Raw genomic sequence first — 16,651 nt, 5'->3', positions numbered from 1 at the left:
TGCAAAATTCGCTTGAAGTCGCGATTTGAATTTTGCAATATCCTCCAATAAAACGATTATTGGTTTGCGATCATTTGGCGAAGCACCGTTTGCAGGATGCCGCCATTGTGGTAGTAATCCACGTCCACCATGCTGTCCAGACGTGCCGTAACCGGGAATTCGAAGGTCGTGCCGTCCTCGCGCGTCGCTTTCACGGTCAGCGACTGGCCAGGCTGCACGTCGTTGCTCAGACCCGCGATGTCGAATGTTTCCCTGCCTGTCAGGCCGAGGCTCTTCCAGCCGGCTCCTTCTTGGAACTGCAGCGGAAGCACGCCCATGCCGACGAGGTTGCTGCGGTGAATCCGTTCGAAGCTTTCGGCGATGACGGCTTTGACGCCAAGCAGGAACGTACCTTTAGCCGCCCAGTCGCGGGAGCTTCCTGTCCCGTATTCCTTGCCGGCGATGACGACCAGGTTGCGGTCTTCGCTTTGATACTTCATGGAAGCATCGTAAATGGACATCACTTCATCCGTCGGCAGGTAAGTCGTGACGCCGCCTTCGGTTCCAGGCGCAACCTGGTTGCGGATCCGGATGTTGGCGAACGTGCCGCGCATCATGACTTCATGGTTACCGCGGCGGGAGCCGTAGGAGTTGAAGTTTTTGCGTTCGACGCCGTGTTCTTTCAAGTACAGGCCTGCAGGGCTGGTCGGCGAGATGTTGCCGGCAGGGGAGATGTGGTCGGTCGTGACGGAATCTCCAAGCAGCGCCAGTACGTTTGCGGCGTTGATGTCTTTAATGTCATCCAGCTCCGTTCCCAGGTTCTTGAAGAACGGCGGGTTTTGGATGTAAGTGGATTTTTCGTCCCACTCGTACAGTTCGCCTTCCGGAACCGGAATCGCGTTCCAGCGTTCGTTGGCGGTAAAGACGTTCGCGTATTTTTTGCGGAACATTTCCGCGTTCATGGATTGGTTCATCGCTTCCTTGATTTCCGCGGAAGTCGGCCAAATATCTTTCAGATATACAGGCTCACCCTGTTGGTCGTGGCCGATCGGGTCGTTTTGCAGGTCGATGTTGACCGTTCCGGCCAGCGCGTATGCCACCACGAGCGGAGGCGAAGCCAGGTAGTTGGCTTTGACCTGCGCATGGACGCGGCCTTCGAAGTTCCGGTTGCCGGACAATACGGCGGCAACGGTCATGTCGTTGTCGGCAATCGCTTGGCTGACTTCATCCGGAAGCGGACCGGAGTTGCCGATACATGTCGCGCAGCCGTAACCTGCAACGTAGAAGCCGAGCGCTTCCAGGGACTCAAGCAGGCCTGCTTTTTCCAGGTATTCGGTAACGACCAGGGAGCCCGGCGTCAAGCTGCTTTTCACGTAGCCCGGTTTTTTCAGGCCGCGTTCAACCGCCTTTTTCGCCAAGATGCCCGCGCCCAGCATAACGCTCGGGTTGGATGTGTTGGTACAGCTTGTGATCGCGGCGATCACGACGGCGCCGGTTCCCATTTGGCTGGTGGTGCCGTCCGCATGCTTCACGGTCACTTTTTCTTCGATTTTGGCATCGCTGAGGCCGTATCCGCCTTTTTCGATCGGCGTGCGCACGATGTCGTTAAAGGCTTTTTTCATGTTCGTCAGCTCGATGCGGTCCTGCGGACGTTTAGGCCCGGCAAGGCTCGGTACGACGGAAGCCAGGTCGAGTTCGATGATGTCCGTGAACTCAGGGTCTTCCGTGTCGGCCGTACGGAACATGTTTTGTGCTTTATAGTAGGCTTCGACCAGTTCGACTTGTTCGTCGGAGCGGCCGGTGTTGCGCAGGTAGGACAGCGTTTCGCTGTCAACCGGGAAGAAGCCGATGGTTGCGCCGTATTCCGGTGCCATATTGGCTACGGTCGCGCGGTCCGCCAGGCTGATGTTGGCAAGTCCGGGGCCGAAGAATTCGACGAATTTGCCGACAACGCCTTTTTTGCGCAGCATTTCGGTTACCGTCAGGGCCAGGTCGGTCGCGGTTGCGCCTTCCGTCAGGCTGCCCGTCAGCTTGAAGCCGATGACGTCCGGAGTGACGAAATAAAGCGGCTGCCCGAGCATGCCGGCTTCAGCCTCGATGCCGCCGACGCCCCAGCCTACGACGCCAAGACCGTTGATCATCGTCGTATGGGAGTCCGTTCCGACGAGGGAGTCAGGGTATACGACGGTTTCGCCGTCAACGGTTTTAGTGGCTGCCACGGAAGCGAGGTATTCCAGGTTGACCTGGTGAACGATACCCGTTGCCGGAGGAACCGCACGGAAGTTGTTGAACGCCGTTTGCGCCCAGCGCAGGAAGCGGTAGCGCTCTTCGTTGCGCTCGAATTCGACTTCCATGTTGTAGTTCAGCGCCTGGGGTGTGCCGAAGGCATCAACCATAACGGAGTGGTCGATAACGAGGTCGACCGGTACGAGCGGGTTGATCTTCTTCGGATCTCCGCCCGCTTTTTTCACCGTGTCGCGCATCGCGGCAAGGTCGACGACAACCGGCACGCCGGTGAAGTCTTGGAGCACGATCCGGGCAGGGATAAACGGAATCTCTTTGTTGCGGCCGACGCCTTCGCTCCATTTGGCCAGCTGGTTGATATGCTCCTCGGTAATCGCGCGGCCGTCAAACTGGCGGACAGCGGCTTCCAGAAGCACTCTGATCGAGAACGGGAGCTTGGAAATGTTGCCGAGTCCCTGTTCTTCAAGCGCCTGCAGGCTGTAATAGCGGTATGTTTTGCCGCCGACTTCCAGGCTGCGGGCAGTGGAGAATTGATCCTTTGCTGTCATACATGTACCTCCTTGAGAATGTGCTTTTGTGAACATTTTCGGTGGGATGCGGTAAGCGATAAGCCATCACTTTGCCGTTCCTGTTTCACTAGATGAAACATAATTTCAAAATAGTGAGGTTTGTTTTTAGTATACCGTTTACAAGCCGGTGAGTAAAGAACTTTTTGCGTCTATTTATATGAAACGAAAAGATGGATTCAAGGCGCGGGAACAACCGCCCAAAGGGCCGACGATCCTTGTTCCGCCAATGAATTAGGCTCGCCAAACCCGCTGCCTATCATTCTTTCCCCATACCGCTCCGGTCAACCGTGAACGAACTGAAGCTCATAGCGGCTCGTTCAGGTTCATATACGTTATATAAGAGGCCGTTGCATCGCTTGTTCATGGTTCGCCCGTCTCGGGCTGAAACGGCTGCAAGTAACGGAAACGAGAGGGGAATCAAGCAAATGGAGAAGGAATGGAAGCAGACACTTTACACCTATGTGAATCAATATAACCAGCTGCAGGTCGATTACAGATCGCAGCATACGCAGCAGGTGGTGGCCGATCCGGCCTACCTGATGGCCAGAGCGGAGCGCTCCGCCCGGCTTTCCGAGTGGTACGCGGAGCGTGGAGCCCGGCCCCTTCGCAGCGAAACGAGGGCCAAGCTGCTGCGGACGATCCAGGATTCGCCGGATGAGGCGGTTATCGACGTGCTGCTGCACGTGCAGCTTTTTTACGAAAAAGGCGGCGTGACCCATGCCGAAGAAATCATTCAGCGGGAGCGCCTGACGCTTGTTCGCGACGGGGACGAGTGGGTCATCGTGTCCGTGGAGCATCTGACGCCCGAAAAACATCCGCCCGCATCGGGCCTGGACGTTTATGCCGGGCCGCAGCAGATCGGCTACCAGCAATCATACGACGGCAGCCCGCAGCCTTACCTGAACCCGTATATTCTTGGCGGCGGCATCGGGCGCAAATCCGTCCGGTACCGGCGGGAGGAAGCGGCCGCGTATGCCGACAGATGGTGGAATTCCAATAACCCCGAATTCGCCGTATTCGACGTCGATTGCACCAATTACATTTCCCAATGTCTCTTTGCAGGCGGCGCGCCAATCAACTATACTGGAAGAAGGGAAACGGGCTGGTGGTACAAGGGATACGTCGGCGGCAAAGAATGGTGGAGCTACAGCTGGGCCGTTTCCAACGCGATGGCCGCTTTTTTGGCGGGAAGCGCGTGGGGAACCCGCGGGGAAATCGTGGAGCGCCCGGAGCAGCTTATGCTCGGCGACCTCATTTTTTATGACTGGGACGGGGACGGCTCCTTCCAGCATTCGACCATTGTGACCGCTTTCGATGCCGGCGGGCAGCCGCTGGTCAACGCGCACACGGTCAGCAGCAGGCAGCGCTACTGGGATTACAAGGATTCCTATGCGTGGACCGAAAACACCGCATACCGCTTTTTGCATATCCCGGACTACTTCTAGAGCGTTATCATGTAAGTACGACAGCAGGAGCAGCCTGCAATACAGCGAAAAAGAGAGAGGTTAGGCATGGGGAACAACAAAACAACCGTAGGGCTGGTTTACGGCGGCAAATCAGGCGAGCACGAGGTGTCGCTGCAGACGGCTTTTGCGGTCATGAACGCCTTTGATTACGATAAATACGAGCTGATCCCGTTTTACATCACGAAGCAGGGGGAATGGAGAAAAGGCTCTTCGCTATCCGCTCCTTTAGAAAAGGTGGAGAAGCTGAAGCTCGAGCACGGCGGGGAAGGCACGGAAGCGGCGCTTGGAGCGATTTTCAGCCGGATGTACGGCGGGGAAGCGGCCGTTGATTTGATGTTTCCGCTCCTTCACGGAACGTACGGCGAGGACGGCACCATTCAAGGTCTGTTCGAAATGGCGAACATTCCGTATGTCGGAGCGGGCGTGCTGGCGTCGGCGGCCGGAATGGATAAGGTCGTGATGAAAAAGCTGTTCGCCCAAGCCGGCCTTCCGCAGTGCAAATTTTGCCATTTCACCAAACATCAATGGGAACAAAGCAGCTTCCATCTAATCATGGGCGTAGAAGACGAACTGGGCTACCCATGTTTCGTCAAGCCTGCCAATCTCGGATCAAGCGTCGGGATTTCCAAGGCGAGAAACCGTGAAGAGCTGGAGCGCGCGGTTGAGCTGGCGTTCCGGTACGACCTGAAGGTCATCGTCGAAGAATTCGTCGACGCCCGCGAGGTGGAGGTGGCCGTTCTCGGCAACCAGGAGCCGATGGCTTCGGTTCCGGGCGAAATCGTCTCCTCGGCGGATTATTACGATTACGCGGCCAAATATACCGACGGGCAATCGGAAATGATCATTCCGGCTCCGGTGGACCCCGACGTGGCGGACCGTCTCCGCGAGGCGGCTTTGGTCGCGTTCCAAGCGATCGAAGGCAGCGGCATTACCCGCGCGGACTTTTTCCTCCGCAAGTCGGACGGCGCGATTCTGATCAACGAGGTCAACACGATGCCGGGCTTTACCCCGTACAGCATGTATCCGCTGCTGTGGAGGGAAACGGGCCTCAGCTATCAGGCGCTGCTCGACCGGATGATCGGGCTGGCGTTCGAGCGTTACGAAAGCAAACAGGCGCTGAGCTACACGAACGAAGCGTAAGCGGCGGCGCCCGTTGGGGATGAACAAACGTTTCATAAGGTGTCCGGCCGGCGCAGTTGAAGGCCCGGGCACCTTTTAAGCATGGGAAGGCCGATTTTACGCCGAAAGGGAGGGTGCATGGATGGGATTTCAAACGGAATTCAACTCCGTATGCAAGTTCAAGAGCGAGCAGGAGCTGTACGAGCTGATGGAATACGGGCGCGGCAAAATGGTGAAGCAGGGCTTCCGCGTTTTTCCGACGGGCCAGAAGGTGATTGCGTATACGCCGGAAAACGTCGCCGTGGCCATCGTCAAAATCGTGGGCTGCATCGCGGAAATCAACTTCCAGGGCCAAGAGGTGACCGAGGTCGAAATGGAGCTGATCCGCAAACTGAACGACGAGGAATCGCGAATTCAGACCGCCTTGGCTTACGAAATGTTTTTTGGGGAACATAATCCTTAAGGTGTTCATTACAGACCATAAGGAGCGGAAATATGATCGTAAGGTTCGGCTATGTGGCCATGTCGATGTCGGTTCAGGACGCTTCCCCGTCCAAAACGATGACGCTGACGAGTTTTCGCAAGCTGAGTGACCGGGAGGCGGCCATTCGGAAGCTGGAGCGGATTGCGGAAGGGAATTTGCACAATACGCTAAGGCTGCTGAAGCACAATTACGCCCATGACATCCGGGTTTACCGTTTTTCTTCCAAGCTGATCCCGCTTGCGACCCACGAGGATTTGCAGGATTGGGACCCGTTTGCAGCTCTTGGAGACGCTTTTGGCGAAGTGGGGCGATACGTTCGCGAACACGGCATGAGGGTGTCTTTCCATCCGGATCATTTTACGGTGCTCAGTACGCCAAGACAGGAAGTTTTGCGGAACTCCGTCCGGGACCTTCGGCACCATGTCGCGATGCTGAAGGCGATGGGGCTGAACGCTACCGCGAAAAACAATATCCACATCGGAGGAGCCTACAAAGACAAGCCGTCTGCGGCCGAACGCTTCAAAGAGCATTTCGGCATGCTGGACCGGGAGATCCAGGAGCGCCTGACGCTCGAAAACGACGACAAGACGTTCACGGCGGCCGAAACGTTGGAGGTTTGCCGGGCGACCGGCCTGCCGATGGTGCTGGACCTGCACCACCAATGGGTGAACAATGACGGCGAGCAGCCATGGGAGCTTTGGCCCGGCATTCTGAGGACGTGGTCCGGGCCTCTTGCGCAGCAAGATGCGGATCGGAACCGTTCGCTGCCGCCGAAAATCCATGTTTCCAGCCCGAAAAGCGAAAGCGATCCGCGCAGCCATGCCGACCTGGTCGATCCGGAGCCGTTGCTTGCCTTTTTGCGCCGCATTGCCGATAACACGCCTGCGGTCGACGTGATGATCGAAGCCAAACATAAAGACGCGGCCCTTTTTAACTTGATGAAACATTTGGCCGGTTATTCATCCGAAGGAGTCCGGATTCTGGACGGAGCGAGCATTGAAGTCCGGGGTTGATTCAAAGGAACGACGGGACGGGCGAAAACGGCTCTGCGCAAAGCTTTCCGGGCTCGCGCGGGTTTTGCCTTCCCCTGCGAAAACAGGCGAAACTTTAAATCTTTCACTACGTATATTTTAAAGATGATAGCTGCAAGAATCGGGCCTTCCGAGGTGCCGAGGATAAGCAGAGAAATGCAAGCATCGGGATGAAGGACACGAGTTTTTATTTCATGGGAAAGCTTCCGCTATACGCGGTCTCTTCATTGAACAGACATCGATGTTTTTTACGATAACACAGAAAGTAGAGTGAGCGCTTTGAACCAAAAGGAAAAAACTCCTTATGTCGTGACAAGCAAAAGCTATACCGCTGTGGCGATCAATGCCGCTTCCAAAGCGGGAGAATGGATTAAAAGCAGATTGGGCACCGTAAAACAATTAAATACCAAATCCGCGGTCAGCGATCTGGTGACGGAAGTGGATAAAGGAGCGGAATCGATGATCCGCAAACTGATATTCACCCATTTCCCGGATCATGCCATTCTCGGGGAGGAAGGCGTCGCCCCCGGTCCGGAGGCTTCGGCCCAAGCGCTCGAGAAATATGCGGAAGAAGAATACTTATGGATCGTCGATCCTGTGGACGGCACGACCAATTTCGTGCACGGTTTTCCGTTTTTCTCCGTATCGATTGCGCTGGCGCATAAAGGGGAGATTATCGTCGGCGTCATCTACGATCCGTCGCGCGACGAAATGTTCGTCGCCGAAAAAGGAAAAGGCGCCTATGTTCACGGCAAGCGCATGCAGGTATCGGACGAGGCCAAGCTGGAGGAAAGCCTGCTGGCTACCGGGTTCCCGGTAGACTTGGCCGGCACGCTGCCGGTAAATATGGCGGGCTTGGCTTATTTGGCGCCGAAGGTCCGCAACATCCGTTCCGGCGGATCGGCTGCGCTGCATTTGGCCTATGTCGCCGCAGGCCGGCTGACGGGATTCTGGGAAATCGGCCTGAACGCCTGGGATACCGCGGCGGGAGCGCTGATGGTGATGGAGTCGGGCGGACAGATTACCGATACGGCAGGGAATCCTTATTCCCTCCGCACGCGCCATATTGCCGCGACGAACGGGGCCGTACATTCGGAGCTTGTGCAGGCTTTGAAAGAAGCCGCGGCTACCGGGCTCGAAAACGCCTGATTGTCTTGAAGCCTATGAAGAATCGTTTCATCCCCCGGTTTTCGGGATAACAAATATCGTGCGGCACCGATGTTCGGGTGCTGAATCTATCGCAAAAAGGAGTGTCCTGCTATGAGCGAAAAACACGAACTGGAGCGTCAGCTTAGTGAGATGCTAACCGAAGGCGAAATGGAAGATCAGCATCACCGCAAGGAGCAGGAGCGGGAGCTCATCTCGCCCCGGTACGAAATCCGGATTCAGACGAAAATGGATCCGATCGTGGAAGAGACGCTGAAATACCGCAGCATCGCGCGCGAGCTGGACGACCGGTACGACCGTTATTTGGAACGGACGAAACAAAGGGAATCCAAGCCCGAATCCGGGCTGGATAAGGAATAGAGGAGAAGCGGACGGAGTGGATATTTCACTTGCGTCCGCTTTTTTTAGATAATAGGAGAAAGGATTATGCCTCACGTTCGGCTAAGCATCGCAAAAAAATTCGGCGCAATGCAGTTCTCCTTTCAATGAATATCCCTCGATAGACATCGTTTTATAGGCTGAATTTTTTATGCGGCCCATTTTTTAACGGCTTAATAATCGCTTTTAATGAACCAAGACACGATAAGGCGTCCGGATATGTTCCGCATAGCGGCCTCCCTCTTGCTGCAAACGCTGGGGATCCGCCTGATTGGCATCGTAAACGACGAACGGCGGGAGGAAAGTGCCGCTGCATTTGGTGATTGTTCGCTGGATCGGTTTCAAAAATTCGCTGATCGTATACCAGTTGTCGCCGCCTGCTTGGTAGGCCTTCTCCGTTCCGCCCACCGTGGTAGCCACAATGAATTCTTTCCCCTTCAAATGCTCCCCGCCGGGGCCGTAAGCCCAACCGGGCGTCATCACGTCGTCGAACCATTTTTTGAGAAGGGGCGGGGAACTGTACCAGTAAAAAGGAAACTGCAGCACGATCCGGTCATGTTCGGTTAACAGCCGCTGCTCGCGGGTGCTGTCGATGTTCCAGTCGGGGTATTCTCTATAAAGGTCGCGGACGATAATGCCTTGCTCTCCTTTTACCGCCTGAATGAGCGCTTGATTGGTCTTGGAAGCGGCGAGATCGGGGTGCGCCGCAATGATCATCGTATTCATATGAAATCATCCTTTCGTTGGTTGGGTAACATGGGTTTAAAATGCTGAATTCGTTTGATTCATCTCCAGTATGGTTCCGTTTCCGTTTTCTGAAAAGTACGCTCTTTTTTCATACCAGGTCTCTCAAACCGTACCATCGGTTCGGACGCGGGTTGCGGGATAGTACCAAAAAACGTACTATGTCCGAGAAATAAGAGTACTGTAAGATCACGGCGCGTTTTGATAAAATGGCAAAAAGGCCGAAATCGCCGCATTAAGGGAAAGGGGATGAAGGAGCATGAGCACGATTGATCGCCGCCCCGGGGGCACGGATGGAATCATGGCGACGCTGCAGGCGATCGGAGGCAAATGGAAGCCGCTGATTTTGTTCATATTGCTCCATGAGGGCACCAAACGGTTCGGGGAATTGCGGAGGCAGCTCCCCAACATAACGCAGGGCATGCTCACCAACCAGCTTCGCGAGCTGGAGCGCGACAAGCTGATCACCCGGAAGATTTATCAGGAAATTCCGCCCAAGGTCGAATATTCCCTGACCGAGCACGGAAAGTCGTTAAGCTCTGTGCTTAAAGATATGTGCGGATGGGGGTACAATCATCGGGAGTTCATGAACGGTTTCGAGGAGGAACGGATGAGCAGGTGACTTGTCTCTTTCCTTTGCCGGGACCGGCCGTTTTCAAACCCGAAAAAATAATGAAGAACGCCAAAAACGCCGTGGGAATCCCTCGGCGTTTTTTCGTGCCGTAATAATTTCAACCAGAAATCGAAATATTGCCTCCTCAAAATTTCCCGCCCGCTCCGGTAGACTGAACCTTGTCAAACGTCAAACCTATTTTCGAGAGGGGAAAAGAAAAATGAAACGAGGCAAAACATGGCCGATGCTGCTGCTTTCGCTGCTGCTGACGGCGTCGCTGGCGGCGTGCGGAGGGAAAAGCGGCACGCAGGACGCCCAAACGACGCCGGAGAAGACGACGGACAATGCGGCCGCGCAAACCAATGACCAAAAAGACGATGGCGAAAAAGTGGAGCTCACCTTCTGGTCGCTCGGAACGACCAACTACGAGGAGCTCGGCAAGGAGTACACGAAGGAACATCCGAACGTGACGATCAAATTTCAAAATACGTCCGACCAGACGGCCCACCACAACAACCTGACGACGGCGCTGTCCGCGGGTTCCGGGGCGCCCGACATCTTCATGCTTGAAATCGGATTCATGGAGCGCTTTATTACGGCCGAGGACAAATTTTACAACCTGAACGATTTAGGCGCGAAAGATATCGCCGGCAACTATCTGGACTGGAAATGGAAACAGGGGTCTTCCAAGGACGGCAGCTTCCAGATCGGATTGCCGACGGATATCGGCCCGACCGTCGCCTACTACCGCACCGACCTGGCGGAACAGGCCGGGCTGCCGACGGATCCGGAGGAATTCGGCAAAGCGATCGACACTTGGGATAAATTCGCCGCCGTGGCGAAGCAGTTCAAGGAAAAAACCGGCAAGCCGTTCGCCGATTTGACGGACCTCGTCTACAACGGCGTTCGGGACCAATCCGACGGGGAGATCTATTTCAGCAAAGCGGACGGTTCCTTTATCGGCGACAAAAATCCGCAGGTGAAAAAAGCGTTCGACTTTACCGTCAAAGGCATCCAGGAAGGGTGGATCGGCAACACGCTGCTGTGGTCTCCGGAATGGGGGCAAGCGACAAACGACGGCGGTTTCGAAGTGATGCTCGGTCCGGCATGGATGGCCGGCAACATCAAGAGCAACGGGCCGGATTCCGCCGGCAAATGGAGAATCACCCAGCTTCCCGAAGGCGCGGGCAACTGGGGCGGTTCGTTCCTGACGCTGCCGAAACAGGGCAAACATCCGAAGGAAGCGTACGAATTCATCGCATGGCTCGACAGCAAGGAGAACCAGCTGGAGTCGTTTAAATCCAAAGGCCTCATGCCCTCGATTCCGGCGTTGTATACGGATGAAGCCTTTACCGGCTTCAAGGACGAATTTTTCGGCGGCCAGGCGACGGCCGTGGAATACGGCAAAGCGGCTCAGCGCGTAAAACCGGTCTATTACGGCCCGCTGCATGACCAAACCGACACCTTCTTCAAGGACGCTTTGAAAAACGTGCTTGAGAAAAAAGCCGATCCGGCCAAGGAATGGGATGCGGCGGTCGAGAAGGCCAAAACGCTGGCGGCCCGCAGCTAGAAGCAAGCGGCGGCGCGCGGCTCGGTGAGTCCATCGAACCGGAACGGTTTGGCCGGGGATCGTGAACCGATCCCCCGCTCATCGGCCGCTTGAGGCTGCGACCAATGATAGGATGCAATGTTTTATCCCCGAATCCGCTGGGCGTTAGGCAGACGTCTCCCCGGCGGATTCGGATGATTTTCAAGAGACTTCACGGAGGTGCGTCATGGCAGAACCCGTCACCGCCGCGCGGCCTGTTTCGGCAGGCAGGCGGCCTTTTTGGACCGAGCAAAGGCGAAGCCGGTTAACGGCCTATACGTTCATATCGCCTTTTTTTATTTTGTTTGCGATTTTTGGCTTATACCCGATTTTCTTCACCATTTATTTGTCGTTTTTCAAATGGGATGCGCTCGGGCCGATGTCCTACGTCGGCATGAAAAACTATGATCTGGTCACAAGCGATCCCCTGTTTTGGACATCGTTTGTGAACACGCTCATTATGGGCGTCATGGGTACCGTCCCGCAGCTGATCATTGCGCTGCTGCTGGCGGTCATGCTGAATTCGGCGATGACCCGGTTCAAAAAAACGTTCCGAGTCCTCTTTTTCATGCCGAACATTACGTCCATCGTTGCTGTAACGCTCGTGTTCAGCACGCTGTTCGGCAACAACGGCATGATCAACTGGCTGCTCCATCAGATGGGGGCTGAAAGCGTGGCCTTCAACTCCGGCTGGTGGGGGGTCAAGATCGCCATCTCCACGATGGTCATGTGGCGCTGGACGGGCTACAACGCGATCATTTTTCTGTCCGGCCTGCAGAGCATACCGCTCGACCTGTATGAAGCGGCGCGCATCGACGGCGCGAACCGGCGCCAGCAGCTGCTGTATATCACAATGCCGCTTTTGAAGCCGTTTATCGTGTTCGTCACCCTTATTTCGACCATCGGGGCGCTGCAGCTCTTTACGGAGCCTTACGTGTATCTCGGGCAATCGGGAACGGGCTCCACGCGGCAGGAAGGCATCACCATGGTCACGTACCTGTACAGCGAAGCGTTCCGCAACGGCTTCTTCGGCACGGCGGCGGCGACCGCGGTCATGCTGTTCATCATTACGATCATTTTCTCCATGATCAACATGTGGGTATCGAACCGGATGGAAGGCGACACGGGAGGTGGCAAAGCATGAGCGCTAGCAGTTGGACCCCAGCTTCGAAAGCGCCCGGCGGAGCCGGGGTTTTCGGCAAAACGGTATTTTATGTGCTCCTTATCATCGGCGCCTTGATATCGATCTTCCCGTTTTATTGGATGTTCGTCATCGCCACGAACGACCGCGGCGCGGTGTTCCATATTCCGCCGCTGCTTACGATCGGAGGGGAGTTCTTCAACAATTTCCAGCGCGTGCTGGAGCGGACGGATTTTTTCCAGGCGCTGCTGAATTCCCTGTTCGTCTCGTCGATGGTGACGTTGTCCGTCGTTTTCTTCTGCACGCTGGCGGGGTATGCGTTTGCGAAATATGAATTTCCGCTGAAAAACGCGCTTTTTTATTTCGTGATCGCCACGCTCTTCGTTCCGTCCCAGCTAAGCGTGCTGCCGACGTACATCATCATGGCGAAGCTGCATTGGATCGACACGTACCGCGCCTTGATCGTGCCGGCGATGGTCAACGCCTTCGGCATTTTTTGGATGCGCCAGTATGCGGCGACGGCCGTGCATTCGGAGCTGATCGAATCCGGGCGGATCGACGGGGGCGGTCATTTCCGTATTTTTTGGAGCATCGCCGTTCCGGTCATCACGCCGGCCATGGCGACGCTGGGCATTCTCAATTTCATGAACGTGTGGAACGATTTTTTCTGGCCGCTCGTCGTCCTGAAAAACAGCGAGCATTTTACGATCCAGATCGCGCTGCAGCAGCTTTTTTCCAACCGCGACGGCCTCGATTACGGCATGATCATGTCCGCGACCTTTACGGCGACGCTTCCGCTTCTGATCGTCTTCCTGCTGTTCAGCCGCTGGGTTATCGCCGGCTTGACTTCCGGTGCGGTCAAAAGCTGAGGTGCTCCGTTTTGGTCCGGGCCACCCCGGCCGGATTGCAGCCTGCGATTTGCCATCCGCGTTTTCATGCAAGGAATATCAGGCATGATGAAGAATAATAGAGTAAAGCCACAGACCAAGGCGCAGGAGGATAGGCCATGAAGCTCCGCCGCAAAATCCTGCTTGCTATTATTCTTCTCGTGTTTATACCCGTCATTGTCATGGGCGCCGTTTCCTATTACAACTTTTCGAGCGCGATGGAAAAAAAGTCGAGCAATTTTTACTGGATATCCCTGCTGGAAACCGACCGGAAGCTGAAATTCGCCCTCAGCGAAATCAACTCGATCTCGAATGCGGCGATTACGCAGCCGGCCATCCAGCAGGCGCTCAAAAACCAAGGATCCGGGATGACCTACGACCGCAAGCAGGAGATCAACAATCTGCTCATCAATCATCCGATGATCGCTTCGTTCAGCTTGTATTCGAAAACCGATCTCGTATACCAGTACAACGCCCCCATGTCCTACAGCGACATGAAACGCCAAGTGTGGTTTGCGAACATGGAAAAGGCCGAAGGCAGGCCGATCTGGTCCGGCCCCGGGGAAAACGGCTCCGCGGAGGCAGGCAAGCCGGTCATGATCCACGCCCGCGTCATCAAAGACTATTACTCGCTGGAGGACATCGGGTATCTCGTCATTTACGTCAAACCGGATATATTGGACCAGGTGTTTTGGGAATCCGCAACGCTGAAAAGCGGCGATATTTTGCTCGTCAACCAAGAGGGCAGCATCGTGTTCAACAAATCCGGAGGTCATGTCGGCGAGAGGGTGGGTTTTCCGTTCCTTGCCGGCGGTTTCCACCAGAATAAAGATTACTACGTCGATACGTACCAGCACGAAAAATCGCTCATTACCTTTTTGCCGTCCCATAACGAGGGGTGGTATCTTGTCGCCGTCACTCCGTTGAAGCTGATCCGCTCCGAATCGGTGTCGATCCGCAACATCGCCGTCATTTTGGTGTTGTTTTCGCTTCTGTCGGCGTTATGGTTCGACCAGTTTTTCATCCGCAGGCTCGTCCGCAGCATCATCAGCGCCGTCAACGGCATGAAACGGGTGAAGCAGGGCATTTTTACGCCGATCCAGGCGCATGTGGAGCGATTCGACGAGACGGATCTGCTGATCGACGGCTTTAACCGCATGAGCGGGCAGATCCAGGAGCTGCTTCAGCAGGTGGAGACCGAGCAGACCCGCAAAAAAGAAGCCGAAATGCAGGCGTTGGTGGCTCAGATCAACCCGCATTTCATATACAATTCGCTGGAGTCGATCAATTCCATGGCCGTGCTCGCAGGGAACCGGGATATCAGCAAAATGGTCGTTTCGCTCGGCAAGCTGCTGCGCATCAGCATCAGCGAAAACCACGAGCTGATCGCGCTGAACATGGAGTTTGAGCATGTCCGCCATTATATGAACATCCAAAAATACCGCTTCGAGGACCGGTTCGAATGCGAGATCGCGCTGCCGGAACAGCTGAAACCGTATATGACGCAGAAGCTGATCGTTCAGCCGATCGTGGAAAACGCGCTGTACCACGCGATCGAGCCGATGGAGGAAAAAGGCCTGATCCGGATCGAAGCGAAGGATGCCGGCGGCGACATCATCATAGACGTAAGCGACAACGGTCCGGGCTTTGACGAGGATACGCTGCTGCATCTGGGGGACGAACACCCCGGCGGGGCCAAAAAATACCGCGACAGCGGCGTCGGCCTGAAAAACGTGCATGAACGCCTGCGCATCCGGTTCGGCTCCCCTTACGGCATTCTGATCTGCTCATCTCCGGGCTGCGGGTCGGTCATCCGCATCCGGCTGCCCAAAATCGGGCCGTGAGCTTAGGGGACGCTGGGAAGGGGGAATGAGCGTGAAACGTGTGCGGTTGAAAAAATGGCTGAACTGGAGCTGGGCGCTGCTGTACGCGGCCGTGCTTACCGTTACGGTGACGCTGGTGGCCAGGAGCAATCACGGCGGGATCGAGGAGGAAACCGCGGAAAAAACGACCTTGACCTTCCGCCACTTCTGGATCGCCGAGCATGACCGCCCGATGCTGAACATTTTCGAGGATGTGGTCCGGCAGTACGAAAGCAGCCATCCCAACGTCAAAGTCAATTTTGAGGGCATGGACCAGACGATCCACCGGGAACAGAAGCTGAAAAGCGAAATGGTGACCGGCACGCCGCCCGATATGTTCGTTTTGTTCGGCGGGGCGGAGATCGAGCCGTATATCCGGTCCAACCGGCTGATGGACCTGACCGAATTCGTGAAAAACAACCACCTGGAGAAGGAATTCAAGGATTTGAAGCTGTGGACCTACAATCAGCGGATCTACGGCCTGCCGATCGAAGGCAACGCGGAGCCGCTGTACGTAAACACGGAAATTTTCAACAAGCTGGGCCTGGCGCTGCCGGAAACGCTTACTCAGCTGAACGAGGCCGTGAAGGTGCTGAAGGAGAACGGGTACATCCCGTTTGCGCTCGGGAATGAGGACCGGTGGCCGGCGGCGGTGTTTGCGCATTATTTGATGGACCGCTTCAGCGGCCCGAACCAGATCGACGGAATCGTTCAGGGGGAAGCAGGGGCCGTTTTTGACAACGGCGGGTATTTAAAAGCATTCGAGCAGCTCGCGGAATGGGGCAAGGAAGGGGCGTTCGGGCCGTCGCCGAACAGCTTGTCGACTGAGGAAGCGATCGATCTGTTCACGCACGGCAAGGCCGCGATGTATTTGAACGGGAATTGGGACATTACGTTGTTCCACAACGAGAAAGCTCCGCCCGAGTTTCAAGACAAAGTGGGCGTCCTTCCGTTTCCGGCGCTTCACCCGGGCGGGGAGCGATCGATCGCCGGAGGTTATACGTTCGGCATCAGTCTTTCTTCGAACTTGACGGCGGCACAGCAGAAGGCGGCGCTGGAGCTGATGCAGTCGTTTTATTCCGAGGACGTGCAGAAACGGATCGTTTATGAAGGCCTGCGCATTCCGTCCATGCGGATCGATTTCGACGCGCGGCAAACGGGTCCGGTTTTTACCCAGGTGACGGGATTGATGGAGCAGCCGGCGCGGACGTTCGCGCCGTACGACAACATCCTTTCGCCGGAGGTGAAATGGTCGTTCCTGGCCGTCGTGGAGGAAGCGATCAACGGGCAGACGGCTCCCGGGGACGCGCTGGTCCGATTGGATGATTCCCTGCGGCAGTATTGGAATCTGCGGCGCAGCTCCGCCGCAAAGTGAACAG

General features: G+C 55.8%; 14 protein-coding genes. 12 read left to right on the top strand and 2 right to left on the bottom strand.

Annotation, left to right across the window (positions count from 1 at the left end; genetic code table 11):
- Positions 1–56 precede the first annotated feature (56 nt).
- Positions 57–2,771: an aconitate hydratase AcnA gene (gene acnA / locus GQY55_RS04505; protein WP_160038652.1), complete on the bottom strand. Its 2,715-nt coding sequence runs from the start codon at positions 2,769–2,771 to the stop codon at positions 57–59.
- 446 nt (positions 2,772–3,217) lie between these two features.
- Here acnA and GQY55_RS04500 point away from each other — a divergent pair, with 446 nt between their 5' ends.
- From GQY55_RS04500 to GQY55_RS04475, 6 genes are all read left to right on the top strand, one after another.
- The gene (locus tag GQY55_RS04500; RefSeq protein ID WP_160038650.1) at positions 3,218–4,237 is read left to right on the top strand and encodes an amidase domain-containing protein; all 1,020 of its coding nucleotides are present in this window, start codon (positions 3,218–3,220) and stop codon (positions 4,235–4,237) included.
- 66 nt (positions 4,238–4,303) lie between these two features.
- Positions 4,304–5,398 carry a D-alanine--D-alanine ligase gene (locus GQY55_RS04495; RefSeq protein ID WP_160038648.1) on the top strand — a complete coding sequence of 365 codons (1,095 nt, stop codon included), beginning with the start codon at positions 4,304–4,306 and terminating at the stop codon, positions 5,396–5,398.
- A gap of 121 nt (positions 5,399–5,519) precedes the next feature.
- Positions 5,520–5,840, top strand: a complete 321-nt coding sequence (locus tag GQY55_RS04490) for a hypothetical protein (protein WP_160038646.1) — start codon at positions 5,520–5,522, stop codon at positions 5,838–5,840.
- A gap of 32 nt (positions 5,841–5,872) precedes the next feature.
- Positions 5,873–6,874 (top strand): UV DNA damage repair endonuclease UvsE, encoded by a 1,002-nt coding sequence (gene uvsE, locus GQY55_RS04485; protein ID WP_160038644.1) that lies wholly within the window; start codon positions 5,873–5,875, stop codon positions 6,872–6,874.
- 297 nt (positions 6,875–7,171) lie between these two features.
- Positions 7,172–8,041 carry an inositol monophosphatase family protein gene (locus GQY55_RS04480; RefSeq protein WP_160038642.1) on the top strand — a complete coding sequence of 290 codons (870 nt, stop codon included), beginning with the start codon at positions 7,172–7,174 and terminating at the stop codon, positions 8,039–8,041.
- Between the two features lie 111 nt (positions 8,042–8,152).
- A complete protein-coding gene (locus GQY55_RS04475; protein WP_160038641.1) occupies positions 8,153–8,419 on the top strand; it encodes a hypothetical protein in 267 nt (88 codons plus the stop codon).
- A 204-nt stretch (positions 8,420–8,623) separates the two neighbouring features.
- Here the strand turns inward: GQY55_RS04475 and GQY55_RS04470 are convergent, their stop codons facing one another.
- Positions 8,624–9,163, bottom strand: coding sequence for an NAD(P)H-dependent oxidoreductase (locus GQY55_RS04470; protein WP_160038640.1), 540 nt, complete (start codon positions 9,161–9,163; stop codon positions 8,624–8,626).
- Positions 9,164–9,440: 277 nt separating this feature from the next.
- Between GQY55_RS04470 and GQY55_RS04465 the strand changes: the two genes are divergently transcribed.
- The 6 genes from GQY55_RS04465 (at position 9,441) to GQY55_RS04440 (ending at position 16,647) form a co-directional block, all read left to right on the top strand.
- Positions 9,441–9,803 (top strand): winged helix-turn-helix transcriptional regulator, encoded by a 363-nt coding sequence (locus tag GQY55_RS04465; protein WP_160038639.1) that lies wholly within the window; start codon positions 9,441–9,443, stop codon positions 9,801–9,803.
- A gap of 211 nt (positions 9,804–10,014) precedes the next feature.
- Positions 10,015–11,364 (top strand): ABC transporter substrate-binding protein, encoded by a 1,350-nt coding sequence (locus GQY55_RS04460; protein ID WP_160038638.1) that lies wholly within the window; start codon positions 10,015–10,017, stop codon positions 11,362–11,364.
- Positions 11,365–11,569: 205 nt separating this feature from the next.
- Entirely contained in the window at positions 11,570–12,526 is a 957-nt protein-coding gene (locus GQY55_RS04455; protein WP_160038637.1) for a carbohydrate ABC transporter permease, read from the top strand.
- On the top strand, positions 12,523–13,392 hold the full coding sequence (locus tag GQY55_RS04450) for a carbohydrate ABC transporter permease (RefSeq protein ID WP_160038636.1): 870 nt from the start codon (positions 12,523–12,525) through the stop codon (positions 13,390–13,392). Before GQY55_RS04455 ends, GQY55_RS04450 begins: the two co-directional genes overlap by 4 nt.
- Positions 13,393–13,529: 137 nt before the next feature.
- Positions 13,530–15,254: a cache domain-containing sensor histidine kinase gene (locus GQY55_RS04445; protein ID WP_160038635.1), complete on the top strand. Its 1,725-nt coding sequence runs from the start codon at positions 13,530–13,532 to the stop codon at positions 15,252–15,254.
- A gap of 31 nt (positions 15,255–15,285) precedes the next feature.
- On the top strand, positions 15,286–16,647 hold the full coding sequence (locus tag GQY55_RS04440; RefSeq protein ID WP_236575419.1) for an ABC transporter substrate-binding protein: 1,362 nt from the start codon (positions 15,286–15,288) through the stop codon (positions 16,645–16,647).
- Positions 16,648–16,651 lie beyond the last annotated feature (4 nt).

Origin of the sequence: Paenibacillus sp. USDA918EY (assembly GCF_009870825.1) — a bacterium.
Taxonomy (GTDB): Bacteria; Bacillota; Bacilli; order Paenibacillales; family Paenibacillaceae; genus Paenibacillus_AQ; species Paenibacillus_AQ albilobatus.
This window is presented reverse-complemented; position numbering and strand designations above follow the sequence as displayed.

Coding starts and splice junctions, on each gene's coding strand:
- acnA (WP_160038652.1), bottom strand. CDS start 2,771: ATGACAGCAAAGGATCAATTCTCCACTGCCCGCAGCCTGGAAGTCGGC.
- GQY55_RS04500 (WP_160038650.1), top strand. CDS start 3,218: ATGGAGAAGGAATGGAAGCAGACACTTTACACCTATGTGAATCAATAT.
- GQY55_RS04495 (WP_160038648.1), top strand. CDS start 4,304: ATGGGGAACAACAAAACAACCGTAGGGCTGGTTTACGGCGGCAAATCA.
- GQY55_RS04490 (WP_160038646.1), top strand. CDS start 5,520: ATGGGATTTCAAACGGAATTCAACTCCGTATGCAAGTTCAAGAGCGAG.
- uvsE (WP_160038644.1), top strand. CDS start 5,873: ATGATCGTAAGGTTCGGCTATGTGGCCATGTCGATGTCGGTTCAGGAC.
- GQY55_RS04475 (WP_160038641.1), top strand. CDS start 8,153: ATGAGCGAAAAACACGAACTGGAGCGTCAGCTTAGTGAGATGCTAACC.
- GQY55_RS04470 (WP_160038640.1), bottom strand. CDS start 9,163: ATGAATACGATGATCATTGCGGCGCACCCCGATCTCGCCGCTTCCAAG.
- GQY55_RS04465 (WP_160038639.1), top strand. CDS start 9,441: ATGAGCACGATTGATCGCCGCCCCGGGGGCACGGATGGAATCATGGCG.
- GQY55_RS04460 (WP_160038638.1), top strand. CDS start 10,015: ATGAAACGAGGCAAAACATGGCCGATGCTGCTGCTTTCGCTGCTGCTG.
- GQY55_RS04455 (WP_160038637.1), top strand. CDS start 11,570: ATGGCAGAACCCGTCACCGCCGCGCGGCCTGTTTCGGCAGGCAGGCGG.
- GQY55_RS04450 (WP_160038636.1), top strand. CDS start 12,523: ATGAGCGCTAGCAGTTGGACCCCAGCTTCGAAAGCGCCCGGCGGAGCC.
- GQY55_RS04445 (WP_160038635.1), top strand. CDS start 13,530: ATGAAGCTCCGCCGCAAAATCCTGCTTGCTATTATTCTTCTCGTGTTT.